Raw genomic sequence first — 24,104 nt, 5'->3', positions numbered from 1 at the left:
TTTGTGTATTCACGAGCATTTTTGTGAAATATGACGGAAAAGATGCAAGCATATGTCGTGCAAAGCCGTCAGGCGCTCTTTGCGCGGTGTTGCCTTTATTTTATGACAGAACCGCACAAAAACAGCTGTGTGATATCACCTTAGGCAACGGAATTGACAAACATCTCATAGATGCAGCGGATCGCCTGCTCGAAGTCATTTTCCTTTACGGCAACAATGACGTTCAGCTCGCTGGAGCCCTGGTCGATCATACGTACATTGATGCGTGCGTGCGCCAATGCAGCAAAGATACGTGCCGCAACGCCTCGTGTCCGGCACATGCCCCGACCTACGACGGCGATCAATGCAATCCCGTCCTCTGTCTCCATGGAATCCGGCTGTACTGCCTTGATGATCTCTGTGCGGATCTCCTCTTCCATGCCCTTCAGATGATCGGAATCCACAATTACCGTCATGGAGTCGATGCTGGACGGCATGTGTTCCAGAGGAATGTTGTGCTCTGCCAGAACGTTCAGCACGTCACGGCAGAAACCGATCTGGCTGTTCATAAGATCCTTGTGAATATTGATGGATGTGAAATCCTTCTTGCCGGCAATTCCTGTGATGGTGTAGGCAGACAGTTCTTCCTCTGTGCTGTCCGGTACGATCATCGTGCCCGGCTCTTCCGGTGCGTTGGTGTTGCGGATATTGATGGGAATACCAGCAGAACGAACCGGGAAAATCGCAGCTTCGTGCAGTACAGATGCGCCCATGTAGGAAAGCTCACGCAGCTCCGTATATGTGATGGTACGGATGACTGCCGGATTTTCCACAATGCGGGGGTCTGCCACTAGGAAACCGGAAACATCTGTCCAGTTCTCGTACAGTTCCGCCTTCACTGCACCAGCAACGATAGAGCCGGTGACATCGCTTCCGCCACGGGAGAAGGTCTTGACATAGCCATCTGCGCCGCAGCCGTAAAATCCCGGAATTACGGCATTTTCCATACCGGAGAGACGCTCCCGCAGGGTATCGGCTGTTTTTTCGTCATCCAGTGATCCGTCCGGACGGAAGAAGATCACCTCTGCCGCATCCACAAAGGGGAATCCCAGATATGCGGCAATGACCTTGCCATTCAGATATTCTCCGCGGCTTGCGGCATAGTCCTTTCCGGCACGCTTGCGGAAGTTCTCTGCAATGACAGCAAATTCATCTGCCAGAGAGAAGTCCATGCCGAGTCCGGCAATAATATCGTCATAGCGTGCCTGGATGGCATCCAGCTCGCCCTGAAAATCAACGCCCTGTTCTGCCTGCCCATAGCAGGTGTAGAGCATATCGGTCACCTTAATGTCTTTGGAAAAACGCTTTCCCGGTGCAGACGGCACGACATACCGCCGCTGGGGGTCTGCCTGAATGATCGCAGCTGCTTTCTGGATCTGACGTGCATCGGCAAGGCTGCTTCCGCCGAATTTTACAACTTTGATTGCCATATTTGTATCCTGAGACTGATTCGTCTCGCTCCTCGTGATATATTTATGGTTTTTGCGGAGTGCCATAGAAAAACTCCCGCAGCGGCAATTCCGCTGCCCTCTCCGAGAACCCATGTTCCCAGAAATCTCGCTATTATTTGCATACTATAATAGTATATTCGTTTTCGACAAAAAAATCAATGGGGAAATGCCACAATTTTTCGCTTTTTTTGATTGTATTTTTAGTAAATACGCTTGTTCTTTTAGGACGGACAGCCATCCAGACCATCATTATATTCCTGTTCCCCTGGGGGACGTTTGTACTTTATGACAATCTGAAAGCACTTATTTTGTACAGTTTACACAATTCATTACAGAAACTGTAAAATGAATCTGAAATCATAGGCTTTACATTATGATTCCAATGGAAATTGATATTGGACAGCGCAGGAAAACGGTGATATACTGATAGTGTCAGAAAAAAACAATGATATCACATGAGGAGAATTACAAATGAGTGAAATGTTAGAAGTTGCAATGCTGATCTGTTTTGGATGTTCCTGGCCCATCAACTTGGTGAAAAACTACAAGTGCCGCAGTGCAAAGGGCATGAGCCTGCCTTTTATCCTGCTGCTGATCATTGGCTACATCGCCGGTATCACAGCAAAGCTGATGCACGGCATCACCGCACAAAATGCTTTTGTTCTGGCAGTTTATGTCATTAACCTACTGATGGTGACGGCGAATTTGTTTGTGTATTTCCGCAACTGTGCACTGGACCGCAAGGCAGAGCTCTGCAATGGCAGTGTTCCCAGCCAGATCGTTTATTCCAAGCTGGCACATCATGTATCCTGACGCACCCCAGGATACAGAAAAGGGTTGATCTTAATGTTCCGAGATCAACCCTTTTTAATTTAAAATTATCGTATTGCCTAAAAATGTACTTAAGGCAACACCGCACAAAGAGCGCCTGACGGCTTTGCACGTCATATGCTTGCATATTTTGCGTCATATTTCACAAAAATGCTCGTGAATACACAAAGTATTCACGAGCATTTTTGTTTCATCTGACGCACAATCTTTGTGCGGTATTGCCTTAAAAAAGCTGAATTATTTTAGAGGTGACCTTTAGCCTTTCACCGGAAGTGAATCGATCAGGTGTACCAGGAATTGCAGCAGGGAAATGGCATCATCGCCGCTCAATTCCCCGTCCTGCAAACAGTCCGCATTGGCGAATGCTTGATTACCCAGCTTTACCGCACCGGCAACTGCCTTGTTCATCAGTACCGCATCGGTGATATCCACTCTGCCGTCCAGGTTCACGTCACCAAAGAGCACAGACATTTCTTCCGAAACAGTGGTGGTTGTCGTTGCCGGGGTTAACGTTTTGGTTGTGGCTTCTGTTGCAACTGTAGTTTTGGTGGTTGTAGTTGTGGTAGTTTTGGTAGTTGCAGTTGTACCAATGGGATCCGTATCCGAAGGAGTCGCAGAAGTCGTGGAAACAACAGTTGTTTCTGAAGACGCAGTTGTCTCTGTCTCCGGTGCCTGGGTCGTTGTCAGAACCGGCGGCTCGGTAGAAGTCGTCGAAGTCGAAGTCGTCTGTGACTGCGTATCCTCGGATTCTGAAGTGGAAGTCGTCGTTTCTGTTTCCGTAGTCACAGGCGGTTCTGTGGTGACAACCGGCGGTTCGGTCGTCTCCTGGGGCTGTTCAATGGTTCCCGCAGAGGTGAGGATCCACTTCTGATCCGCACTGCCGTTCAGCGTCCACTGTACCACATTGCCGCCGTTTGCCGTTGATGCGCCTTCAATGCCCAGACCGCTTTTATCTCCCGAGACCTTTGTCAGAATATGATATGTACCATCGGGATTTTTCACAAACTTGAACTGCTGCGCCGCAGTTTTGCTCTCGGTATAGATCTCCACATTGGTGCCGTCTGTGTCCTTAGCACGGGCGATGTCCAGATAATAGGTCTTGCCGTCTCCCAACTGGGAATAGATGTAATAGTACCCGTCCCCGGCGGACTCCAGCGTCCAGGTATTGTGCTTCGCAGCACCGTCTGCGCCCCACTGCTGAACATTGGCACCGGCTTCCGCCTTGCCGTCCTGCACTTCCAGATAAAGCTGGCTGTTGGCATTCTGCATCTGATAGATTTGTGTGGTATCCATAACAGCGCCGGAATCCGTCACCTGTTCCAGCATCCAGTGCTGGCAGGGATGGCCGTTCACCTCATACTGCTGTACATTTCCGCCGTTTCCGGTTTCTGCATTGACGATCTCCACGCAGGATCCCAGATCGGACGCCTTTGTATAAATAGTATAGGAGCCGTCATCGTTCAAGGAGAACAGGAACTGCTGCGCTTGTTCCCGGGTACTCTTGCTCCAGATGGCAATATTGGTGGCATTGTCTGCCTTTCCGCCGGCAACATCCAGCAAATAGGTGACTTTATCCCCCAGCTGGCTGTACAGATAATAATATCCGCCGCCGGCAGAAACAGCGCGCCAGGTATTATGCGCAGCCGATGCATCCGCACCCCACTGCTGTACATTGGCGCCAGGCTGTGCTGCACCGTCTGCTACTTCCAGATACAGACCGCTGTTGACATTCTTCAGCATATACACTGCCCCGTCTGTGAGAGCCGCCGCCGTAGGCTTCGTGGGTGTAGGCGGAATGGGATCGGTCACACCCTTTTCCGGCACAGTGACAGAAATATACTCCGGCAAAGCCTGATCCGAACCCAGGTAGAAGCTGGCATGAGGCGGCTGGTTATATGCCGTCTGCTGTGCCGATACCTGTACCCGGTACTGCGGATCGTGCATCAGGGTCTGGATGCGGTAATCCGTATCGTAAGTCGTGCAGTAAATGCGAATGGACTTACTGTCTGCGCCGCGCACGATGAGTTCCTCACGCCAGTCACCGAAGAGATCAGCGGAAAGACAGGGAGTACCCTTTGTGGTGTTGCAGGTATAATAACCGTCTGTACTCAGAAGCGTTGTCAGCTTTCCGTCTGCCCCCATTTTAGAGATCGTCGCCGGAGAATCGGTGTAGCCGTCCAGGATCTCACGTTCCAGATCGCCATCCCAGTAAGACAGGAAATTGATCGCCGGGCGGCGGCAGCTGAGGGTGTTGCCGCTTCCGTCAAAGACATCGTTCCCCAGTCCCCAGAATTCAGCGCCGTTATTCCCTGCCCAGACATTGTCTGCGCAGCAGCGCCCCGTATCACCGGAACCGTCCTTGTGGAAAATGGTTTTGCCGGTGGCTGCATCAATCAAGGATACGCCATAGGGCTTATCCTCATGGCAGATCCACAATTCCAGACCATTCCGCTCCGGCAGAAGATCTCCCAGATGCATGGCATCGCCGTGACCGGTATTCAGGCACCACAGCACAGAGCCATTGTCGTCAATACAGGTTGCACCGGTGAGAATCTCCTGCTTTCCATCGCCGTCTACATCTGCCGCCATGCTGTTGTGATTGCCGTCGCCATAGCCTGCAGCAGAGGAGCTGTTTCCGGTATCAAACGCCCAGCGCTTCACCAGCTTCTTGTTCACCACATCATAAGCAGTGGCAGTCATACGGGTATAATAGCCGCGGCCTGTCACCACGCTGGGATGTACGCCATCCAGATATGCCACAGAACCCCAGAAACGATCCACACGATTGCCGTATCTGTCGCCCCATTTGGAGACTGTACCACGTTCCGGCTCATAATCCACGGTATCCAGTGCAGCACCGGTGAGACCGTCAAAGAGGGTGTAATACTCCGGGCCGCTGAGCACATAGCCGCTGGAATTCCGATAATCCTTGGATGCGTCACCAATCACATTGCCGAGACCATCTACAGTGCCATCTGCGGTTTTGCAGGTCATCTCTGCCTTTCCGTCGCAGTCATAATCGGCAACGAAAAACTGCGTATAATGCGCGCCGGCACGGATATTCTTCCCCAGGTCGATCCGCCACAGCCGTGTGCCGTCCAGACGGTAGCAGTCAATATACACATTGCCCGTGACGCCCTTCTGGGAATTGTCCTTGGAATTGGACGGATCCCATTTCAAAAAGATCTCGTACACGCCGTCGCCGTCCGCATCGCCTGTGGAACAGTCATTGGGCGAATAGGTACAGTCACTGCTGGTGGGCGGATCCAGATTCAGCTGGAAATAGCTCTGATCTGAGGTCAGGGCGCAGGTGGATGTGGAGGTCACAGTACCGTTTTCCACTGTTTCCACACGATATGTATCACTGCTCTTGCCGCCGGTATCCAGATAACAGGTAGCATCTTCTTTTCCGCTGGTATAGACCAGTGTCGTTCCACGGTACAGCCGGAACTCTGTGTTCTCCGAATCGCTGGCAAGATACCGCCAGCTCACCAGCATACCAGAGCCGGTATTCACGGCAGAAATGCCCCGATCCAGATACTCCATCTGATAGCCGCCTGCCGCTGAAACGGTCTGCACTGCACCCGGCACTGCTGTACCCAGCATAGTCACGCTCATCGCCGCAGCAGCGAGCCACGCTGTGATTTTCCTCTTCATCCAAATCACCTCATAATTTTCTCAGCGTTCCATCCGTAAAACGCGCATTTTATTTTATCTCTCCTTATTATAATATATCAAATATATAATGTCAATGCACATGTTGAATAATTTTTATCTGTTTTGCATGTGCATTTTCACTATATTTCCGGCGAAGATTTCGGCGTATGTCATAGTGGGCACATTCTTCCTGCAAATATTCCGTCTACGGCGAAAACAAAAAGAGATGCACCAAGTCTCCCATGCATCTCTTTTTCTGTATCTGCTTATTTTTTCCCGGACTTTGCCTTGTCCATCTGCGCCGTCAGCCGCAAAACCGTTTCGTTCATGCGATCCCAGGAATACTGATCCGCTTCCCGGCGGACATTCTCGGCGAATTCTGCCTGTTTTTCCTCCCGGAAATAGCGGATCACCGCTTCTGCCAGGGCATCGGCATTTTTCGGCTCCACCACATAGCCGGTTTTGCCGTCTGCCACCACCTCCGGCAGACCGCCCACATCTGTGACAATGACCGGTTTTTCGAAGCCATATGCCACCTGCACCACGCCGCTCTGGGTTGCCGATTCATAGGGCAGCACCACCAGGTCTGCCGCTGCAAAATATTTTTCCACTTCCTTATCGGGCACATAGCCGCCCACAAGCCGGATATGTGCCTTTGCGCCGGACGCCTCAATGAGTGCCATGTACTCCGCCTTTTCTTCATCGCTGCCAAATTCTCCCACCACCAGCAGCTCAATATTGCTGTCATAAGCGATAATGGCAGGCATTGCCCGGAGCAAATGCTTCAGACCCTTGTATTCCCGGATCAGTCCGAAGAACAGCAGCACTTTCTTTTCCGGCGAAACCTGAATTTCCGTTCTCGCCTGTGCAAAGGTCATATTTTTCAGCCGGAACACATTCAGCGTCGGAAGTACCGTTGTCTCATAAACGGGCTGGGGCACGATGGTTTTCAAATCTTCTGCATCCATATGAGAATGGGTAATGAAACCACTTCCCTGTTTCAGTACAGCACGTGCCAGTTTCCGATCCATGGGGAAACGTTCGTGGGGGAAAACATTATGGCATACAAACAGAATGGGATACCGTTTCAGCAGTCCGGCAAGACTGCGGTAGCAGGGCGCAAAATAAGGATGCCACCACTGCATAATGATATAATCGGGATTGATAGCCTTGATACGGTTTGCCGTCTGTACCCAGTTCAGAGGGTTGGCAGTATTGATCCAGAACTGTGCATCCTCGATTTTTGTGGTATCGTTCTGATAATCCCGCTGTTCCTTGTGGAACAGGAGTTTCGGGTACTGCATCCGATAGGAAACAGTGTACACATCAAATTCTTTTTTCAGATTTTTCACCATAAGACCAGTATAGTGGGAAATGCCGCCTTTAAACGGATAGACCGGTCCGATCATCACTAGCTTTTTCATAGATCGCTATCATCCTCATTCCATTCGACAAAATGCCGTCAGTTTCGTCCTTTTTCTTATTATAGCAAAAATAGCGGAAAAGGTCAATGTTTTCATGCATGCCTTTCGGAGGAAACTATGGGATACTATGAAATTATGTCGGCTTATCATTTCCAGACGAAGAATACATGGATCTATTCCGTTTTATCCCCCATCGAGTTTTCATGAAATTTTCCCTGAGTGTATATTTCTGCCGATTTTGCAGACAATATCAGCACCATCGCAGAAACCATTTTCTGCGACGCACCAGAAAAATGAACAGGAGGATCACATAGATGAAAGCAACAGGAATCGTCAGACGTATTGATGATCTCGGTCGTGTTGTCATTCCGAAGGAAATCCGCCGTACCATGCGGATTCGGGAGGGAGATCCGCTGGAAATTTACACCAGCAGTGACGGTGAGGTCATTTTCAAGAAATATTCCCCCATTGGTGAAATGAGTGAAAACGCCGCACAGGTGGCAGATATTATGCACAAACTCGCCGGTTGTCCGGTGGCAGTATTCGACAGGGATCACGTGGTCTCCGTATCCGGCGCAGCCAAAAAGGAGTGGAACGCCAGACGCGTCTCTCCCGAACTGGAGGATCTCATGGAAAACCGCCGGCAGTATTTTTCCGAATCCGGTCAGCCGGAGTTGATTCCGGCAGAGGGTGTGGAAAAAAGCGCCATGGCATGTATGCCCATTATTGCCGCAGGAGACGTCACTGGTGCAGTGGCATTTCTGGACAACGGTGACGGCACTGGGCTGAACGAAAGCCAGAAGAGCCTGATCCAGGCAGCGTCACAATTTCTGGGACGCCAGTTGGAGGGATAAACAACAAAATAGGCAGACCATCTATGATCTGCCCGTTTTGTTGTGCATATCACAAAATTTATTCTTGAGGCAACACCGCACAAAGAACGCCTGACGGCTTTGCACGTCATATGCTTGCATATTTCCCGTCATATTTCACAAAAATGCTCGTGAATACACAAAGTATTCACTGCGCTTTTTGTTTCATCTGACGAAAAATCTGACGGCGCATCTGACGCACAATCTTTGTGCGGTATTGCCTTAGATGTGATAGAGTACTACAGTTCACAGGGTTTATCATTTCATAAATTTGATTACCATATCACGACAAAAGGCGGCTTTCACGAATGCCGCCCTTTCTTTTATTCGATTCGTGCGATATCCGCAATATTGCCTTCCAGTTCTGCATAAACGGAAACTGTCCCGGCATTTCTCGCTTCGCAGGTCATGCACCATGTATCCACAATGAATTCCAGCACATTTGCACCGCCGCCGCAGTTGCGGTAGCGCCTGGTAGAGTCAGTGTCGCAGTCCGCCTTGACATCGCCTACCATAACGGTGAATGTCTCGCCGTTTTCCAGCGTTACCACAAAACGCTCGCCGCAGCCTTCCTCCAGCCAGCCTGTCCCCATTGCCACCAGATAATCCTCTCCCATCCGCCGCAGACCATGTTCATCTGTCCACGCTGACTGCTGTAACTCATATTGGACGGAACTGGTGTCCGTAATGGTACGATAGTCCATGTACGCCTTGAACCAGGTCTCCTGGATGTCAAAGAGAGACTGGTCATCTATGGGAACGGTCTCAGTCTCTGCTTCCGGTGCGGTCTCTTCCGGCGGCGCAGAAGTTGTGACAGCCGTGGTGGTCTCCGTGGGAGAAGTGGATGTCGTGACGGCAGTTGTTGTGGTTGTGGTCGTGACAGGCGTTGCCACAGGCGGTGCTGTGGTCTGGATGGGTTCTTCCGGCTGTTCCGGTTCCGGGGGCAGGGTGCAGGTCAGCTGCTGTTTTGATAGGTCATTTTCCGGCAGCGGCTCTGGTATGGAATCTGTCCAGGTATCCGTATCGCCCACATGGGTAATGCGGATGGCATCCAGAATGGGCTTGGTTCGTTCTTCAAAGGCACTGCCCAGAATCGGCAGCTGGTGCATGGTCATGGTACAAAAACATCCGGCGAACAACGCCGCAATCGCTTTGTGCAGTTGTGACATAGGTACCTCCTTGGGGTCTCTCGGTTGTCCTGTGGAGTTGCTATGTCTCATTCCTATGCGCCCGGCGGAATGGCATATGCGTTTCTTTTTCTATGTTTGTGCAAAGCCACAGAAAAAGCCTGTCGAAATTTGCACAATACAACAAAAATGCCGGAAAGAATCAAAAACCCCTTGACAGATCACTGGATTTTGCGTATACTAGACGTAGCTTAAATTCCATGAGCAAAAGTAAGTAGCCGGCAAAACGGCATCGCAGAGAGTCGGGGATGGTGTGATCCCGATATGTACGCTGTTTGGTGAATGGGTTTGTGAGAAGCGTGGCGAACCGGCAGATGCCGCAGTATCCATTGCCGCAGCTCCTGCGTTATCGGGAGAGGATATATCCGGTCTGATCTGATCCGGCGTATCTGTAATGAGGGAAACAGCAATATTGTTTCTGAAATTGGGTGGCAACACGTAGACGACAGTCTGACGTCCCATGTTTTTGGGATGTCAGGCTTTTTTTATTTGTTTTTGATTGAAAAGAGGAGTGATCTATATGCTGAAACCATCACTTGAAGAGGTGAAAGTACTTGCCGGGCAGTATAACACCATTCCGGTGTTCTACGAATTCTCGGCAGACAACCAGACGCCGCTGAATATTTACACGGCACTCGCACCCCGGGGAAAGAATTCCTTTATTCTGGAAAGCGTCAGCAACGGTGTGCAGTGGGATCGGTATTCCTTCATCGGCTTTTCCCCGAAGGAGGAGATCCGCATTACCGGCAATACCGCAGAGATCCGCACCGGAGACCAGACAGAGACACTCCACGTGGAACAGCCCATTGCCTTTCTGAAAGAACGCATGGCGGCATACCATGCGCCGGTACTGCCGGATGCGCCGAACTTCACCGGCGGTCTCATCGGCTACTTTGGCTATGACACCGTGCGCTACATGGAGAAGAAGCTCACAAACGTGCCGGAGGACGATATTCATATACCGGATTGTCACCTGTTTCTCTACGAGGAGCTTGTGGCGTATGACCACCTGACCAGCAACGGCATTGTGATCCTGAATCTCCACACAGACGGAGATCTGGGTGCCCAGTATGCCGCAGCCCAGTGGAGAGCCGAGGAACTGGCAGAGACCATCCGCCATTATAACCCTCAGCCCCAGGAACAGCGCCACCAGGGCGAGTCCGTGGTTCGCTCCAATATGACAAAGGAGCAGTACAGCCAGATGGTGCGGGATGCAAAGGAATACATCCGGAACGGTGATATTTTCCAGATCGTCCTTTCCCAGCGGTTCGAGATCAGCAATCCGCCGGACAGCTTTTCCGTCTACCGGAGACTTCGTGCCACGAACCCTTCGCCCTATCTCTACTACTTCCACACCCCGGAATACGACGTGGCAGGTGCTTCGCCGGAGATGCTGGCAAAGGTCACAAACGGCGTGATACACAATCGTCCCATTGCCGGCACAAAGCCAAGAGGACGGACGCCGGAAGAGGATCAGGCAAACGAAAAGGCACTCCTTGCCGACCCCAAGGAACGTGCAGAGCACACCATGCTGGTGGATCTGGGCAGAAACGATGTGGGAAAGGTCTCGGAGTTCGGTTCAGTGAAGGTGGCACGGTATATGGTAACGGAGCGTGCCTCCAAGGTCATGCATCTGGTTTCCGATGTCATAGGTGATCTGCGCAGCGATCAGACGGCACTGGATGCGCTCATGGCGATCCTGCCGGCAGGAACCCTTTCCGGTGCACCGAAGGTACGTGCCATGGAGCTCATCGACCAGTTCGAAAACAAAAAGCGCGGACTCTACGGCGGCACTGTTGGTTATCTGGGATTTGACGGCAATATCAATACCTGTATTGCCATCCGCACCGTGCTCTTTGCCAATGAAAAGGCGTATGTCCAGGCAGGCGCCGGTATCGTGGCAGATTCCGTGCCGGAGAATGAATACTACGAAACCGTCAACAAAGCACTCGCAGTCATCAATGCGATCAAGGAGGCAGAACAATGATTTTACTCATTGACAATTATGATTCCTTCACCTATAATCTGTATCAGTACATCGGTGAATTGTACAAGGACATCCAGGTGGTACGCAATGACGAAATTACATTAGACGAGATCGAAACCATGGCACCTCAGGCGCTGATCTTCTCTCCGGGACCGGGTTATCCCAAGGATGCCGGCATCACCATGGAAGCCATCCGCCGTTTCAGCGGAAAGTTCCCGATTCTGGGTGTGTGCCTGGGACACCAGTCCATCTGCGAGGCATTCGGCGGCACCATCGTCCGTGCCAATGTCCTCATGCACGGCAAGTCCAGCCGCATCAATCTGGATGTGACCTGTCCACTGTTCCAGGGACTGCCCCAGTTCGTTCCCTGCGGCAGATATCACTCCCTGATCTGTCAGGAATCCGACTTCCCGGAGTGCCTGAAAGTCACAGGTCGAGACGAGGACGGACAGATCATGGCGCTGGTACATCGGGAACACTCCACATACGGCGTGCAGTTCCACCCGGAATCGCTCCTGACAGAGGACGGAAAGCGGATGCTGGCGAACTTCCTGAACATGATCCCCGGCGTTTCCGTACCCCTGCCGGCGATCAAGGAGGAAAAGCCCAAGACAGAGCTGAAAAAGTATGCCGCAAAAGTGGTGGACGGCAACGACCTCACAGAACAGGAAGCCGCAGAGGCAATGGATATTATCATGAGTGGCAATGCCACCAATGCGCAGATCGCCGCACTGCTCACGGCGCTGCGCATGAAAGGGGAGACGATCCCAGAGATCACCGGCTTCGCCAAGGGCATGCGCCAGAAAGCGCTGCACGTCAACGGATGTGAAGAGAGCATTGATATCGTAGGCACCGGCGGCGACCTGGCGAATTCCTTCAACATCTCCACCACCTCTTCCTTTGTCATCGCAGCAGCGGGAATGCCTGTGGCAAAGCACGGAAACCGCAGCGTTTCCAGCAAGAGCGGTGCCGCAGACGTTCTGGAAAGCCTGGGTGTGAAGATCCAGACCACCCCGGAACAGGCAAAGGCATGTGTGGAACATGTAGGCATCTCCTTCCTCTTCGCCCAGAACTATCACGGTTCCATGAAATATGTGGCACCGGTGCGAAAAGAACTGGGTCTGCGGACGGTATTTAATGTACTGGGACCTCTGACCAATCCGGCGTCTACCAATTATATTGTGCTGGGTGTCTATGACAAGGCACTGCTGCCGGTAATGGCGCACGTGCTGCTGGGACTGGGCATCAAGCGTGCCATGATCGTCTACGGCAATGACCGGCTGGATGAAATCTCCATTTCCGACAAAACTTCTGTTGCAGAGGTGCGGGATGGTACAGTCACAGAATATGAGATCGCACCGGAGGATTTCGGGCTGCCCAGAGGGACAAAAGAGGAAATTGTGGGCGGTATTGCCGATGAAAATGCCCGGATCACACGGGGCATTCTGGATGGTTCCATTCAGGATGCAAGACGGAATATCGTTCTGATGAATGCTGGCTGCGCCCTGTATATTTCCGGCAAGGCAGAGACCATTGCGGATGGCATTGTCTTGGCAGCAGAGCAGATCGACAGCGGCAGAGCACTGGAGAAGCTCCAGGAGCTGGTGGAATACACCAATCAGAATGCGTAAGGAGCGTCATATGATTTTAGATGAAATTATACTGCACCGGAAGGAGCAGCTGGCACGGGAAAAGGCAGCCTGTGCGCCGGCAGAAATGAAAGCCCGGGCAGAAGCGGCGCTTGACCTGAGAAAGCCGGTCTCCCTGAAAAAGGCATTGCAGCAGGATACCCTGTCTTGTATTTGCGAGGTGAAAAAGGCTTCGCCGTCCAAAGGGCTGATCTGCCCCGATTTCCACCCCGTGGAGATTGCTGAGACATACGAAAAAGCCGGAGCGAATGCCATTTCCTGTCTGACAGAGGAGCACTATTTCCAAGGCTCGTCACAGTATCTGGCAGCCATCCGCAAGGCAGTCTCCCTGCCCATTCTGCGGAAAGACTTTATTTTCGACGAGTACCAGATTTACGAAGCCGCTGCCATCGGTGCAGATGCCGTGCTCCTCATTGCAGCTGTTCTGGAACCCCAGCAGCTGGCGGAGCTGTATCATCTGGCATATGACCTGGGGCTGGAGGTACTGGTAGAGGTGCACAGCCGGGAGGAACTGGAGGGCATTGCTTTTCTCCAGCCGGAGATCCTGGGCGTGAATAACCGCAATCTGAAAACCTTTGCGGTAAGTCTGGACACAGTGGCACAGCTGAAACCCTTTGCTCCGGCAGATGCGGTGTTCGTCTCCGAGAGCGGCATCCGGAACAATGGGGATATGAAGCAGGTGCGTGCTCTGGGTGCAGATGCCGTGCTCATCGGCGAGACCCTTATGCGCAGCGGCGATATTCCTCAGACGCTGGCAGAACTGCGGGAGGGTGTATGAAAGTGAAATTCTGCGGCATCCGGCGAAGAGAGGATGTCATCTACTGTAATGTATTGGAGCCCGATTATATGGGCATGATCCTGTCGCCGGGATTTCGCCGCTCTGTGACGACGGCGGCTGCCGCAGCGTTGGTGAAAGAAAAACATGGGTCTATTGCCGCTGTGGGCGTATTCGTCAATGCCGCTCCGGATGAGATTGTTCGTGTACTCCGCAGCGTTCCCCTGGATGTGATCCAGCTCCACGGCTCGGAGGATGCCGGGATCATCGCAAAAGTCCGGGAACTGACAGGTCTGCCTGTCTGGAAAGCCATCCGGGTACAAAACGGAAAGGAGATCCAGGCGGCAGAACATCTGGGTGCAGATCAGCTGGTGCTGGAAGGCTACGTGCCCGGACAGGTGGGCGGAACAGGACAGACGGCAAACTGGGATCTCATTGCAAAAGCACCGCCCCAGATGCCTTTTTTCCTGGCAGGGGGACTGAAACCGGAAAACCTGCGCACTGCACTGGAAAAGGTACATCCCACAGGTATTGATGTGGCAAGCGGCATTGAAACAGATGGCATGAAAGACTATGAGAAAATGAAAGAGATCGTCAAGATCGTACGAGGTGAATATCATGGGTAAGGTAGGAAGATTTGGTATTTTCGGCGGACAGTATGTGCCGGAAACCGTAATGAATGCGGTACATGAGCTGGAAGCGGCTTATGACCGCTATGGCAAGGACCCGGAATTTCTGGAGGAATACCGCGCATTGCTGCGAGACTATGCCGGACGTCCGTCCATGCTGTATTATGCAGACCGCATGACAAAGGACTTGGGCGGCTGCAAGATCTATCTGAAGCGGGAAGATCTGAACCATACCGGTGCGCATAAGATCAACAACGTGCTGGGACAGATCCTGCTGGCAAAGAAAATGGGCAAAAAGCGGATTATTGCCGAGACAGGTGCCGGACAGCACGGCGTGGCAACAGCAACTGCCTGCGCTATGTTTGACATGGAATGCGAAATCTACATGGGCAAGGAGGATGTACGCCGTCAGCGGTTGAACGTATACCGTATGGAACTGCTGGGCGCAAAGGTCAACAGCGTGGACAATGGTACGGCGACTCTGAAGGACGCCATCAACGAGGCAATGCGTGACTGGGCAACCAATATCGACACCACCTTCTATTTGATCGGTTCTGTTATGGGTCCTCATCCTTATCCCACAATGGTGCGTGATTTCCAGAAGATCATCGGCGAAGAGGCAAAGAAGCAGATCATGGAAAAAGAGGGCAAGCTCCCGGAATGCGTCGTAGCCTGCGTAGGCGGCGGTTCCAACGCCATGGGTATGTTCTATGACTTTATCCCGGAGGAGGGTGTTCGCCTGGTAGGCGCAGAGGCTGCCGGAAAAGGTGTTGAGACTAAGCTCCATGCGGCAACTGTTGCAAAGGGCTCCCTGGGTATTTTCCACGGCATGAAGTCCTATTTCCTGCAAAACGACGAGGGACAGATCGCACCGGTCTATTCCATTTCTGCCGGACTGGATTATCCGGGTGTAGGTCCGGAGCACGCAAATCTGTACAAAACCGGGCGTGCGGAATATATGGCAATTACCGATGAAGAAGCGGTACAAGCACTGGAATATCTCTCCAGAACTGAGGGTGTGATTCCGGCAATTGAGTCGGCACATGCTGTTGCGGCAGCCATGAAGATCGCACCGCAGATGAAGCCGGAGGAAACCATGATCATCTGTCTGTCCGGCAGAGGTGACAAGGACATGCAGCAGATCGCAGAATACAGAGGAGTGAAGATCGATGACTAAGAACCGTATTGACGCAAAGCTGGAGCAGTGCAAAGCCGAGGGCAGAAAGGCACTGATCACATTTATCACATCCGGTGACGGCGGCTATGCCTGCACCGAAGCGGCTGTGCTGGAGATGGTAAAAAACGGCGCCGATCTCATCGAGCTTGGCGTACCCTTTTCCGACCCCATTGCAGAAGGTCCGGTGATCCAGCGTGCCAGCAAGCGTGCGCTCCAGGGCGGTACGACTCTGGCAGGTATTTTTGATATGGTGCGCTGCCTGCGTCAGAAAACAGATGTGCCGCTGCTGCTCATGATGTACCTGAACACCATTTTCTGCTTCGGCACAGACCGCTTTTTCAGCCTGTGCAAGGAGTGCGGCATTGACGGCGTCATTGTGCCGGATATTCCCTTTGAAGAAAAGGACGAGATTCAGGGCAGTGCGGACAAGTACAACGTACATAACATCAGCCTGGTGACACCGGCAAGTGAGGATCGGATTCAGATGATCGCTTCAGAGGCAACTGGTTTCCTGTACTGTGTATCTTCCAATGGTGTTACCGGCGTGCGCAGCGAGTTTGAGACAAACTTTGCGCCTTTCTTTGAGAAGATTCACAAGTATGCCAAAGTACCCTGCGCAGTTGGCTTCGGTATTTCCGGCCCGGAGGCTGCCAAGCAGATGGGACAGTACTGCGACGGCGTGATCGTGGGCAGTGCTATTGTGCGTCTGGTGGAACAGTACGGCGGTACAGATGCACCGGCACAGATTGGTGCATTTGTCAAGAGTCTGCGTGAGGGACTGGATGCGTAACTGATCGGAATTCTCTGATAGACAGGGACTGTTGCAGACAGTCAAAATCCAACAGGAAAACGGTATCCGTAGGGACACGACGTGCCGTGTCCGCACATTACGGGAATGAAACGAGATTGTGGAGAGCAATTTTTTCCGTTTTTACAAAAAAACAGTTGACAACCTGCCTGGAATTTGCTATACTATAGGCAATATCATTTGCAGCGCAGAACGGAGTGACTGTGGCTTTTGCCGTACAGAGAGGGCGTGTCTGGTGAAAACGTCCCGGCAGGGTGCAGGTGCTGCCCGGGAGCTGTTCCGGGAAACCGGAACGTATGTCCTGCGTTAAAGGACATGGAGGGGAACGCATGGCGTTCCCGAATTTGGGTGGTAACACGAAGGCCTTCGTCCCATTTGGCGGCGAGGGTCTTTTTTGTTGGTTAGGAGTGAATAAAATGCTTCCCATGGATTGTCATACCCACACAAAAATATCCCCTGACGGCACCGGGACAGTACAGCAGCTCTGTGACCAGGCGGAACAGCTGGGACTGCCTGTCCTCGCTGTGACAGAGCACGTGGAAATGAATCGCTTCTTTTCTCAGGCACATTACGGCATTCAGCCCCGGAACGAGTGGGAAATATTTGATCACGCCGCCGTGCTGGAACAGTCCCTGGAGACTCTCACAGCGGCAAGGGAACAGGCAGCGCAGCAAGGTGTCACACTCCTCTGCGGCATGGAAATGGGTCAGCCTAACGCTGATTTCGGGCTGTCCGAAAGTACTGCAAAGGATGTGCGGCTGGATTTTGTCATTGCGTCTCTCCACGAACTGTTAGAACAGCCGGACTTTTTCTGTCTGGATTACGAACAGGAATCTGTGCCGGAACTGCTGGAGAACTATTTTTCTCAGCTGTATGATATCTGCCGCTGGGGAAAATTCGACGTGCTGGGACATCTGACCTATCCGCTGCGTTATATCGTAGGGGAAGCCGGCATTCCCGTGGAGCTGTCACCCTATGAAGAACAGATTCGTGCCTGTTTCCGGGCACTCATTGCCAACGGCTGCGGCATTGAACTGAATACCTCCGGATTCCGCCAGAAGTATGGCAAGCCCTTTCCTACGCTGGAATATTTACAGCTGTACCGGGAACTGGGCGGCGAGATTCTCACCTTCGGCTCCGATGCCCACTGCGCAGAGGACTTAGGGAAGGGTATTGCCCAAGGTGTACAGCTGGCAAAGGCGGCAGGATTCACAAGCGCCTGTTATTTTGTGAAGCGGAAACCAGTGTTTCTGACCATAGGTCACCTCTAAAAACCCGCTCACCCGTCATCTGCGGCGCATCTTTACGCCATCTTCCCTTGCGAAAAAACTTGAAATACATCGAGTATTCCTGCGTTTTTCCGCAAGGGAATCTGTCACAAATCTGCACCACATCTGACGGATTCGGGGTTTTTAGAGATGCCCCATATAATTATTGAAGGGAAGGAATCTATTATGAGAGAACAACTGATCGCATTATTGCAGCAGAACGCCCGCACTTCTGATGCGGAGCTTGCCGTTATGCTCGGCGTGACCGAGGCGGAGGTGACTGCCGAAATCCAGAAGCTGGAGGCGGAAGGCGTGATCAAGGGCTATAGTGCCATTGTCAACGATGAAATTGCCAACAAGGATATGGTAACTGCCATCATTGAACTGCGTGTGACGCCCCAGCGTGACTGCGGTTATGAGGAGATCGCCCATACCATCATGCAGTATTACGAGGTGGAAAGCATTGCCCTTATGGCAGGGGCATATGACCTGTCTGTGACAGTCAAGGGGATGAACGTGAAGGAAGTATCCATGTTCGTTTCCCAGCGTCTGGCCCCTCTTGCTGGCGTGCTGTCCACAGCAACCTATTTTGTACTGAAAAAATACAAGGAAAAGGGCATTATCATTGAGGGCGAAGAAAAAGACGAGCGTGGATATTATTTCCCGTGAGATAAATGAGGAAAGGGGAGAGAAATCGTGTTGAATTATGACACGCTTCTTTCAGAACAGGTAAAGAAGATGAAGCCGTCCGGTATCCGGAAGTTTTTTGACCTTGCGGCAACCATGGACGGCGTGATCAGTCTGGGCGTAGGCGAACCGGATTTCCAGACGCCGTGGACGGTGCGCAAGGCTGCTGTAGACAGCCTGGAGCGCAAGCGGATGATATACACTGCAAACTCCGGTATGGCAGAGCTGCGCCAGGAGATCAGCAATTATGTCCAGCGGAAATACGACATCAGCTATCACCCGGAAGATGAGGTCATCGTGACTGTGGGCGGTTCGGAGGCAATTGACCTTGCCATCCGTGCCGTAGTGAATCCGGGAGATGAAGTGCTGATTGTGGAGCCGTCCTTTGTCTGCTATAAGCCCATTGTGGAGCTGATGCACGGCGTGGCAGTGCCGATTTCCACCAAGCTGGAGAATAAATTCAAGCTGACAGCTCAGGAACTGCGGGAGCATATCACTGACCGCACTAAGCTGCTCATTCTGCCTTATCCCAACAATCCCACAGGCGGTATTATGACCCGGGAAGATCTGGAGGCAATTGCGGAGGTGCTCCGGGATACGAATATTCTGGTGCTGTCCGATGAGATCTATTCGGAGTTGACCTATGGCAGAAAGCATGTTTCCATTGCATCTCTGGAGGGAATGCAGGAGCGTACGATTTATGTCAGCGGTTTTTCCAAGGCATTCGCCATGACCGGCTGGCGTCTGGGCTATGTCTGTGCACCGAAGCCTCTGGCACAGCAGATGCTGAAAATTCACCAGTATGCCATTATGAGTGCCCCTACCCTGAGCCAGCATGCGGCAATCGTGGCACTCCGGGAGTGCGACCAGGAAGTGCAGAAAATGGTGGACGAATACAACATGCGCCGCCGGATGCTGGTGGACGGTTTCAACCGCATCGGGCTGACCTGCTTTGACCCGGAGGGTGCATTTTACATTTTCCCGTGCATCCGCAGCACGGGCATGACAAGCGAGGAATTCTGCGAAGCACTTCTGCAGGAGGAAAAGGTTGCTGTTGTACCGGGCAATGCTTTCGGAGACAGCGGCGAGGGCTTTGTGCGTGTATCCTATGCCTATTCCCTGAAGCATTTGCAGGAAGCACTTCGCCGGATGGAACGTTTTGTCAAGCGCCATAAAGGAGCACAGGCATGAAGTCGGTGACAAAAATTGCCCCGGCAAAGATCAATCTGGGGCTGGATATTGTAGGTACCCGTGAGGATGGATATCATCTGCTGGAAACGGTTTTTCAGGCGGTTTCCATCTGTGATCGGGTGACAGTGACGCTGACGGATGCGCAGGGCATTGCGCTCCGCTGTGCCGACCCGGCAGTACCCTGCAATGAAAAAAATATTGCCTGGAAAGCGGCGGCAAGATTCTGTGAAGCTGCTGGACTTAACCAGGGTGTGGAGATTATCCTGGAAAAGCATATTCCTATACAGGCAGGCATGGGCGGCGGCAGTACAGACGGGGCTGCGGTTCTGCTGGCATTGCAGGAGCTGACAGGGAATCCTCTTTCGAGGGAGCAACTCTGCCAGATCGCCGTAAAACTGGGGGCAGATGTGCCCTTTTTCCTGTACGGCGGCACAGCATATGCAGCTGGTATCGGCGAGGAACTGGAACAGCTGCCGTCCTTTGTGGGAAAACATCTGGTCATTGCAAAGGGGACTGCCGGCGTGTCTACGGTGGAGGCTTATCGGGAGATCGACAGCCTGCAAAACCCGAAGCATCCCCCGGTGCAACAGCTGCGAAATGCCCTGAAACAGGATGCAAATGTAGCGGAGATCGCACCCCTTTGCGGCAATTTGTTCGAGGAGGCTGTGCATCTGCCGGAAGTGACGGAGATCCGACGTATCATGCTGGAACAGGGCGCACTTTGCAGCGTGATGACCGGCAGCGGTGCGGCGGTGTTCGGATTATTCGATGGGCAGGAGACGGCAGAACAGGCGTGTGAGATTCTGAAAAAACATGTGGATTTTGCTGAGGTCTGCGTAACTTTATAAACATAAAAAGGCGAACACTTTCCCGGATACAGGGAATTGTGTTCGCCTTTTGGGTTATTCCGTGTAAGGTTTCGTTCGTTTCCGCATGACCACATACAACAGGAAGAACAGCAATGCCGCCAGAGGCAGAATCTTGATGCTGACAGCAAATCCCAGCTGTTCCACCAGTGTTCCGAACCCGGCATTGAATGCGATATCAAAGAGGGTTGCCACTGCCGTGATGAATCCCACAGCAATGCCGTTCTGGGCTCTGGGGTAGTATGTACCGATAATCAGCACAATGGTGGGCCACAGAATGGAGAATGCCAATCCCGACAGCAGCAGGGGAATGATACCTGCACGCTCCAGCAAAATGCCTGCAAGATACAGCGCTGCGCCAATGCCGGCAAAGATGGCAATACTCCGTGCCGGGTTCAGCTTCTGCACCAGAGGTGCGAAGAGCAGCCGCCCGATGGTAATACCGCCGAAGAAAATGGACAGATACAGGGCAGCACGTTCCCGGGTGTAGCCCAGATATTCGCTGCCGTAGGTGACCATCCAGTTCTGTAGCCCGTGCTCTGCAACGTAGTAAAAACCGCAGATGCAGATGAGATACTTGCACGCCGGATTTTTCAGGATATTCTTGTAGGATTCCAGCGTTCCCCGGATACCCTTGTTTTCGGGGACTTCCTGTTGCGGAAAGGGAATACGCCACAGGAAAAACAATCCCACAATCCCCAGCACCAGGAGCACCAGATTGAAGATATGCCATGCCTGCATATCCGATGCCACTTTTCCACCGATGTTCTGGGCGGAAAATATGCCGATACCATTGGTGAAATTGAATATGTTGATGTAAAATGCCGGCGTTGCAAAGAGCAGCGGCGTGACCACATTGAGAGATGTGGACAGCATGGTGGACGCACCCAGACTGAATATCATGCAGATGAGCAGTACAGGATAGCTTTCCGTGAGAATATAACAGAGGAGCGCAGCCATCCACAGGAGTGTCACAGAAAAGAGAAAACGTTTTTTTGACATGCGATCCAGAAAATAGCCGCCGATGAACAGAAACAGCAGATTGCCCACATAGCTGCACATGATGATCATGGAGGACTGGGTCTTGGTCAGGGTGAATGTGTCCTCGAACAGGGGCAGGAATACACCCCGCAGTCCATCGCTGGCACCCAGGACGATCATCATGAGGATGTAGTAGGCAAGGATGAAACATCTGCCCTGCTTTTTCGGGGCGGATAGGGGGTTGGTCATAGGTAAAACTCCTTTTTTACATGATTGCGGATGGGTTTCATATCAATCGAAAAAAGTAAACGTAAATCCGAATCCAAAAAAACAGAATAACCCGAAAAATCGCCCTGCGCCGGAAACGGACAGAGCGATTTCTTCTATTCAGTTAGAGCGTGTTCAGACGAGAAAATCAGTCCAGGATCATTGCGCTGAACGCAGTATCCAGGGAATCCTTCTTTGCCTCGGCAGCTTCATTGGTTTCTGCCTTTGTGGTATAGTAAGCCTTGATCTTCGGCTCTGTACCGGAGGGACGGATGACAACCTTTGCACCCTCTTCCAGTGTGAACGCCAGAACATTGGACTTGGGCAGAGTAATCCCGGTAGTCTCACCAGTTTCCAGATTCTTGGAAACGCTGACTTGATAGTCGTCAAACTGCAATACCTTCAGACCGTCGATCTCAGTGGGGTGTTCCTTACGCAGTTTGGTCATGATCTCCTGCATCTTGATCATGCCGCTTTCGCCCTCAAAGGTGAAGCTGTGCTGGCTGTGTACGTATACGCCGTATTTCTCGTACATATTCTTCCGGGCTTCGATCATGGAAATGCCCTTGGTGCGGTAATATGCAGCCATTTCGCAGATGAGCATGGAAGCTACAACTGCGTCCTTATCCCGGACATAGGAGCCAGCCAGATAGCCATAGCTCTCCTCGAAACCGAAGATATAGCGGTCTTCCTCGCCCTTTTCTTCCAGGAAACCGATCTGTTCGCCGATGAACTTGAAGCCTGTCAGTACATCGATGACCTCAACGCCGTATGCCTTTGCAATGGTATTGACAATGTCGGTGGTAACGATGGTCTTGACTGCAATGGGGTTCTTGGGCATAGTACCCTTTTCGGTTCTCTGAGAACAGATGTATTCCAGCAGCATAGCACCAACTTCGTTGCCGGTGAACAGGGCATAATCATCCCCATCGGGTACGGCGATACCCACACGATCTGCATCCGGGTCAGTTGCCAGCAGCAGATCCGGCTTCACCTCACGGCAGAGCTTCAGACCGCATTCCAGAGCCTCACGGATCTCCGGGTTCGGATAGGGACAGGTCGTGAAGTTACCGTCCGGATTTTCCTGTTCCGGTACAACGGTGACATCCTGAATACCGATGGCGGAGAGAATATGACGTACCGGCTTGTTGCCCGTACCATTCAGAGGTGTGTACACGATCTTCAGACCGCTTTTTGCACAAAGCTCCGGATTCAGGCTCTGCTTGAGTACATCGGCATAGTATGCGTCAATAACCGACTGGGGTGTATAGGAGATGGTTCCCGCAGCCACTGCCTGGTCAAAGTCCACATGCTTTACATCCTTGAACATATCCAGGGCGTTGATTTGTGCCAGAACAGCGTCAGCTGCTTCAATGGTCATCTGGCAGCCGTCACTGCCATATGCTTTGTAACCGTTGTACTTTGCCGGGTTGTGGCTTGCAGTTACCATAATACCTGCGCTGCACTTCTGTGCACGAACGGCATAGGACAGCATGGGCGTGGGCATAAGCTCTGTATAAATATAAACATGAATTCCGTTGGCAGCAAGTACCTCCGCAGCAGCCTTTGCAAATACATCCGATTTGATGCGGCTGTCATAAGAAATGGCAACGCTGGGATTTTCGAAAGCAGAGTTCACATAGTTCGCAAGTCCCTGGGTCGCACGGCGAACGGTGTAGATATTCATCCGATAAGTACCGGCACCGATAACACCACGCAGACCGCCGGTGCCGAATTCCAGGTCACGATAGAAACGATCGCTGATGGCAGCATCATCTCCAGCAATCTCCTTTAATTCGTTCTGCAGATCCGCATCCTCTGTTGCGCATTCCAGCCACTGCTGATACAATTCCTTTTCCGTCATCATGATACCTCCATCACACAATAAAAAACTGATTCATGGAAAAACTACCTGCGGCATTCATTGCCGCTTTTGATCAATTTGATCCAATGGTATGATTTGAATCAATGATATCAATATTATACCACAGGTTTCGAAAAGATGCAACGATTTTTTTGCCCGGATTCGTGAATTTTTTCGGAAAAGGGGAAATTGTGATATGATTCGGATGTATTATAATGTAGGCGTAAAAAAACTCATTTACTGTTTGTACAAATTAGCTAAATTTGAGGAAAGAACACGAAAAATGTTTAGCTTGACAAGCGTGAAAAGATGTGATATAATAATAAAGCTGTCGCACGAGAGTGAAAGGCAAGTAAAAAAAGAGTAAAATGACGAACGGGAGTTCAGATTCATTCACAAATTGTTTACTTGACAAAAAGCTTGAAATGTGATAGAATGAATAAGCTGTCACACGACAGGACGAGTCAAAGGTCAACGAATTGTGGGACTAAGGT

18 protein-coding genes are annotated in these 24,104 nt (G+C 51.7%); 12 read left to right on the top strand and 6 right to left on the bottom strand.

What is annotated here, in order from left to right; all coding sequences use genetic code 11:
- Positions 1 to 140: 140 nt before the first annotated feature.
- Entirely contained in the window at positions 141 to 1,469 is a 1,329-nt protein-coding gene (locus Q0418_RS08405) for an aspartate kinase (protein ID WP_298483691.1), read from the bottom strand.
- A gap of 492 nt (positions 1,470 to 1,961) precedes the next feature.
- Here Q0418_RS08405 and Q0418_RS08400 point away from each other — a divergent pair, with 492 nt between their 5' ends.
- On the top strand, positions 1,962 to 2,303 hold the full coding sequence (locus Q0418_RS08400) for a PQ-loop repeat-containing protein (protein WP_298483690.1): 342 nt from the start codon (positions 1,962 to 1,964) through the stop codon (positions 2,301 to 2,303).
- Positions 2,304 to 2,576: 273 nt separating this feature from the next.
- Here Q0418_RS08400 and Q0418_RS08395 read toward each other — a convergent pair whose 3' ends face one another.
- The gene (locus Q0418_RS08395) at positions 2,577 to 5,978 is read right to left on the bottom strand and encodes an RICIN domain-containing protein (RefSeq protein ID WP_298483689.1); all 3,402 of its coding nucleotides are present in this window, start codon (positions 5,976 to 5,978) and stop codon (positions 2,577 to 2,579) included.
- Between the two features lie 266 nt (positions 5,979 to 6,244).
- Complete coding sequence (locus Q0418_RS08390) at positions 6,245 to 7,402, bottom strand: glycosyltransferase family 4 protein (RefSeq protein WP_298483688.1); 1,158 nt, start codon at positions 7,400 to 7,402, stop codon at positions 6,245 to 6,247.
- A 314-nt stretch (positions 7,403 to 7,716) separates the two neighbouring features.
- Between Q0418_RS08390 and Q0418_RS08385 the strand changes: the two genes are divergently transcribed.
- On the top strand, positions 7,717 to 8,256 hold the full coding sequence (locus tag Q0418_RS08385; RefSeq protein WP_298483687.1) for a stage V sporulation T C-terminal domain-containing protein: 540 nt from the start codon (positions 7,717 to 7,719) through the stop codon (positions 8,254 to 8,256).
- Positions 8,257 to 8,597: 341 nt separating this feature from the next.
- Here Q0418_RS08385 and Q0418_RS08380 read toward each other — a convergent pair whose 3' ends face one another.
- A complete protein-coding gene (locus tag Q0418_RS08380; RefSeq protein WP_298483686.1) occupies positions 8,598 to 9,443 on the bottom strand; it encodes a hypothetical protein in 846 nt (281 codons plus the stop codon).
- Between the two features lie 538 nt (positions 9,444 to 9,981).
- Between Q0418_RS08380 and trpE the strand changes: the two genes are divergently transcribed.
- The 10 genes from trpE to ispE all read left to right on the top strand — a co-directional run bounded on the left by trpE (position 9,982) and on the right by ispE (position 20,480).
- Complete coding sequence (gene trpE, locus Q0418_RS08375; RefSeq protein WP_298483685.1) at positions 9,982 to 11,448, top strand: anthranilate synthase component I; 1,467 nt, start codon at positions 9,982 to 9,984, stop codon at positions 11,446 to 11,448.
- Positions 11,445 to 13,079 (top strand): bifunctional anthranilate synthase component II/anthranilate phosphoribosyltransferase, encoded by a 1,635-nt coding sequence (locus Q0418_RS08370; protein ID WP_298483684.1) that lies wholly within the window; start codon positions 11,445 to 11,447, stop codon positions 13,077 to 13,079. The genes trpE and Q0418_RS08370 overlap by 4 nt, the downstream gene beginning before the upstream one ends.
- Before the next feature lie 10 nt (positions 13,080 to 13,089).
- Positions 13,090 to 13,875, top strand: coding sequence for an indole-3-glycerol phosphate synthase TrpC (trpC, locus tag Q0418_RS08365; protein ID WP_298483683.1), 786 nt, complete (start codon positions 13,090 to 13,092; stop codon positions 13,873 to 13,875).
- Positions 13,872 to 14,498: a phosphoribosylanthranilate isomerase gene (locus Q0418_RS08360; protein ID WP_298483682.1), complete on the top strand. Its 627-nt coding sequence runs from the start codon at positions 13,872 to 13,874 to the stop codon at positions 14,496 to 14,498. Before trpC ends, Q0418_RS08360 begins: the two co-directional genes overlap by 4 nt.
- Complete coding sequence (gene trpB, locus Q0418_RS08355; RefSeq protein WP_298483681.1) at positions 14,491 to 15,678, top strand: tryptophan synthase subunit beta; 1,188 nt, start codon at positions 14,491 to 14,493, stop codon at positions 15,676 to 15,678. Before Q0418_RS08360 ends, trpB begins: the two co-directional genes overlap by 8 nt.
- A complete protein-coding gene (trpA, locus tag Q0418_RS08350) occupies positions 15,671 to 16,468 on the top strand; it encodes a tryptophan synthase subunit alpha (RefSeq protein WP_298483680.1) in 798 nt (265 codons plus the stop codon). The genes trpB and trpA overlap by 8 nt, the downstream gene beginning before the upstream one ends.
- Before the next feature lie 434 nt (positions 16,469 to 16,902).
- Positions 16,903 to 17,757, top strand: coding sequence for a histidinol-phosphatase HisJ family protein (locus Q0418_RS08345; protein WP_298483679.1), 855 nt, complete (start codon positions 16,903 to 16,905; stop codon positions 17,755 to 17,757).
- Positions 17,758 to 17,940: 183 nt separating this feature from the next.
- The gene (locus Q0418_RS08340; protein WP_298483678.1) at positions 17,941 to 18,423 is read left to right on the top strand and encodes an Lrp/AsnC family transcriptional regulator; all 483 of its coding nucleotides are present in this window, start codon (positions 17,941 to 17,943) and stop codon (positions 18,421 to 18,423) included.
- A 27-nt stretch (positions 18,424 to 18,450) separates the two neighbouring features.
- Entirely contained in the window at positions 18,451 to 19,632 is a 1,182-nt protein-coding gene (locus Q0418_RS08335; RefSeq protein ID WP_298483677.1) for an aminotransferase class I/II-fold pyridoxal phosphate-dependent enzyme, read from the top strand.
- Entirely contained in the window at positions 19,629 to 20,480 is an 852-nt protein-coding gene (ispE, locus tag Q0418_RS08330) for a 4-(cytidine 5'-diphospho)-2-C-methyl-D-erythritol kinase (RefSeq protein WP_298483676.1), read from the top strand. Before Q0418_RS08335 ends, ispE begins: the two co-directional genes overlap by 4 nt.
- Before the next feature lie 54 nt (positions 20,481 to 20,534).
- Here the strand turns inward: ispE and Q0418_RS08325 are convergent, their stop codons facing one another.
- Together Q0418_RS08325 and Q0418_RS08320 are read right to left on the bottom strand one after the other, a co-directional pair.
- A complete protein-coding gene (locus tag Q0418_RS08325) occupies positions 20,535 to 21,728 on the bottom strand; it encodes a sugar MFS transporter (protein ID WP_298483675.1) in 1,194 nt (397 codons plus the stop codon).
- Positions 21,729 to 21,894: 166 nt separating this feature from the next.
- Positions 21,895 to 23,610, bottom strand: a complete 1,716-nt coding sequence (locus Q0418_RS08320; protein ID WP_298483692.1) for a phospho-sugar mutase — start codon at positions 23,608 to 23,610, stop codon at positions 21,895 to 21,897.
- Positions 23,611 to 24,104 lie beyond the last annotated feature (494 nt).

The sequence above is a fragment of the uncultured Ruminococcus sp. genome (assembly GCF_937915125.1).
GTDB lineage: Bacteria > Bacillota > Clostridia > Oscillospirales > Ruminococcaceae > Ruminococcus_C.
Note: the sequence above shows the minus strand (reverse complement) of the source record. Positions and strands in the feature narration are given on the sequence as shown.

Bases quoted from the DNA above. Each gene is read 5' to 3' on its own strand.
- Q0418_RS08340 (WP_298483678.1), top strand. From the start codon at position 17,941: ATGAGAGAACAACTGATCGCATTATTGCAGCAGAACGCCCGCACTTCT.
- trpA (WP_298483680.1), top strand. From the start codon at position 15,671: ATGACTAAGAACCGTATTGACGCAAAGCTGGAGCAGTGCAAAGCCGAG.
- trpC (WP_298483683.1), top strand. From the start codon at position 13,090: ATGATTTTAGATGAAATTATACTGCACCGGAAGGAGCAGCTGGCACGG.
- trpB (WP_298483681.1), top strand. From the start codon at position 14,491: ATGGGTAAGGTAGGAAGATTTGGTATTTTCGGCGGACAGTATGTGCCG.
- Q0418_RS08370 (WP_298483684.1), top strand. From the start codon at position 11,445: ATGATTTTACTCATTGACAATTATGATTCCTTCACCTATAATCTGTAT.
- trpE (WP_298483685.1), top strand. From the start codon at position 9,982: ATGCTGAAACCATCACTTGAAGAGGTGAAAGTACTTGCCGGGCAGTAT.
- ispE (WP_298483676.1), top strand. From the start codon at position 19,629: ATGAAGTCGGTGACAAAAATTGCCCCGGCAAAGATCAATCTGGGGCTG.
- Q0418_RS08360 (WP_298483682.1), top strand. From the start codon at position 13,872: ATGAAAGTGAAATTCTGCGGCATCCGGCGAAGAGAGGATGTCATCTAC.
- Q0418_RS08320 (WP_298483692.1), bottom strand. From the start codon at position 23,610: ATGACGGAAAAGGAATTGTATCAGCAGTGGCTGGAATGCGCAACAGAG.
- Q0418_RS08400 (WP_298483690.1), top strand. From the start codon at position 1,962: ATGAGTGAAATGTTAGAAGTTGCAATGCTGATCTGTTTTGGATGTTCC.
- Q0418_RS08345 (WP_298483679.1), top strand. From the start codon at position 16,903: ATGCTTCCCATGGATTGTCATACCCACACAAAAATATCCCCTGACGGC.
- Q0418_RS08395 (WP_298483689.1), bottom strand. From the start codon at position 5,978: ATGAAGAGGAAAATCACAGCGTGGCTCGCTGCTGCGGCGATGAGCGTG.
- Q0418_RS08325 (WP_298483675.1), bottom strand. From the start codon at position 21,728: ATGACCAACCCCCTATCCGCCCCGAAAAAGCAGGGCAGATGTTTCATC.
- Q0418_RS08390 (WP_298483688.1), bottom strand. From the start codon at position 7,402: ATGAAAAAGCTAGTGATGATCGGACCGGTCTATCCGTTTAAAGGCGGC.
- Q0418_RS08405 (WP_298483691.1), bottom strand. From the start codon at position 1,469: ATGGCAATCAAAGTTGTAAAATTCGGCGGAAGCAGCCTTGCCGATGCA.
- Q0418_RS08380 (WP_298483686.1), bottom strand. From the start codon at position 9,443: ATGTCACAACTGCACAAAGCGATTGCGGCGTTGTTCGCCGGATGTTTT.
- Q0418_RS08385 (WP_298483687.1), top strand. From the start codon at position 7,717: ATGAAAGCAACAGGAATCGTCAGACGTATTGATGATCTCGGTCGTGTT.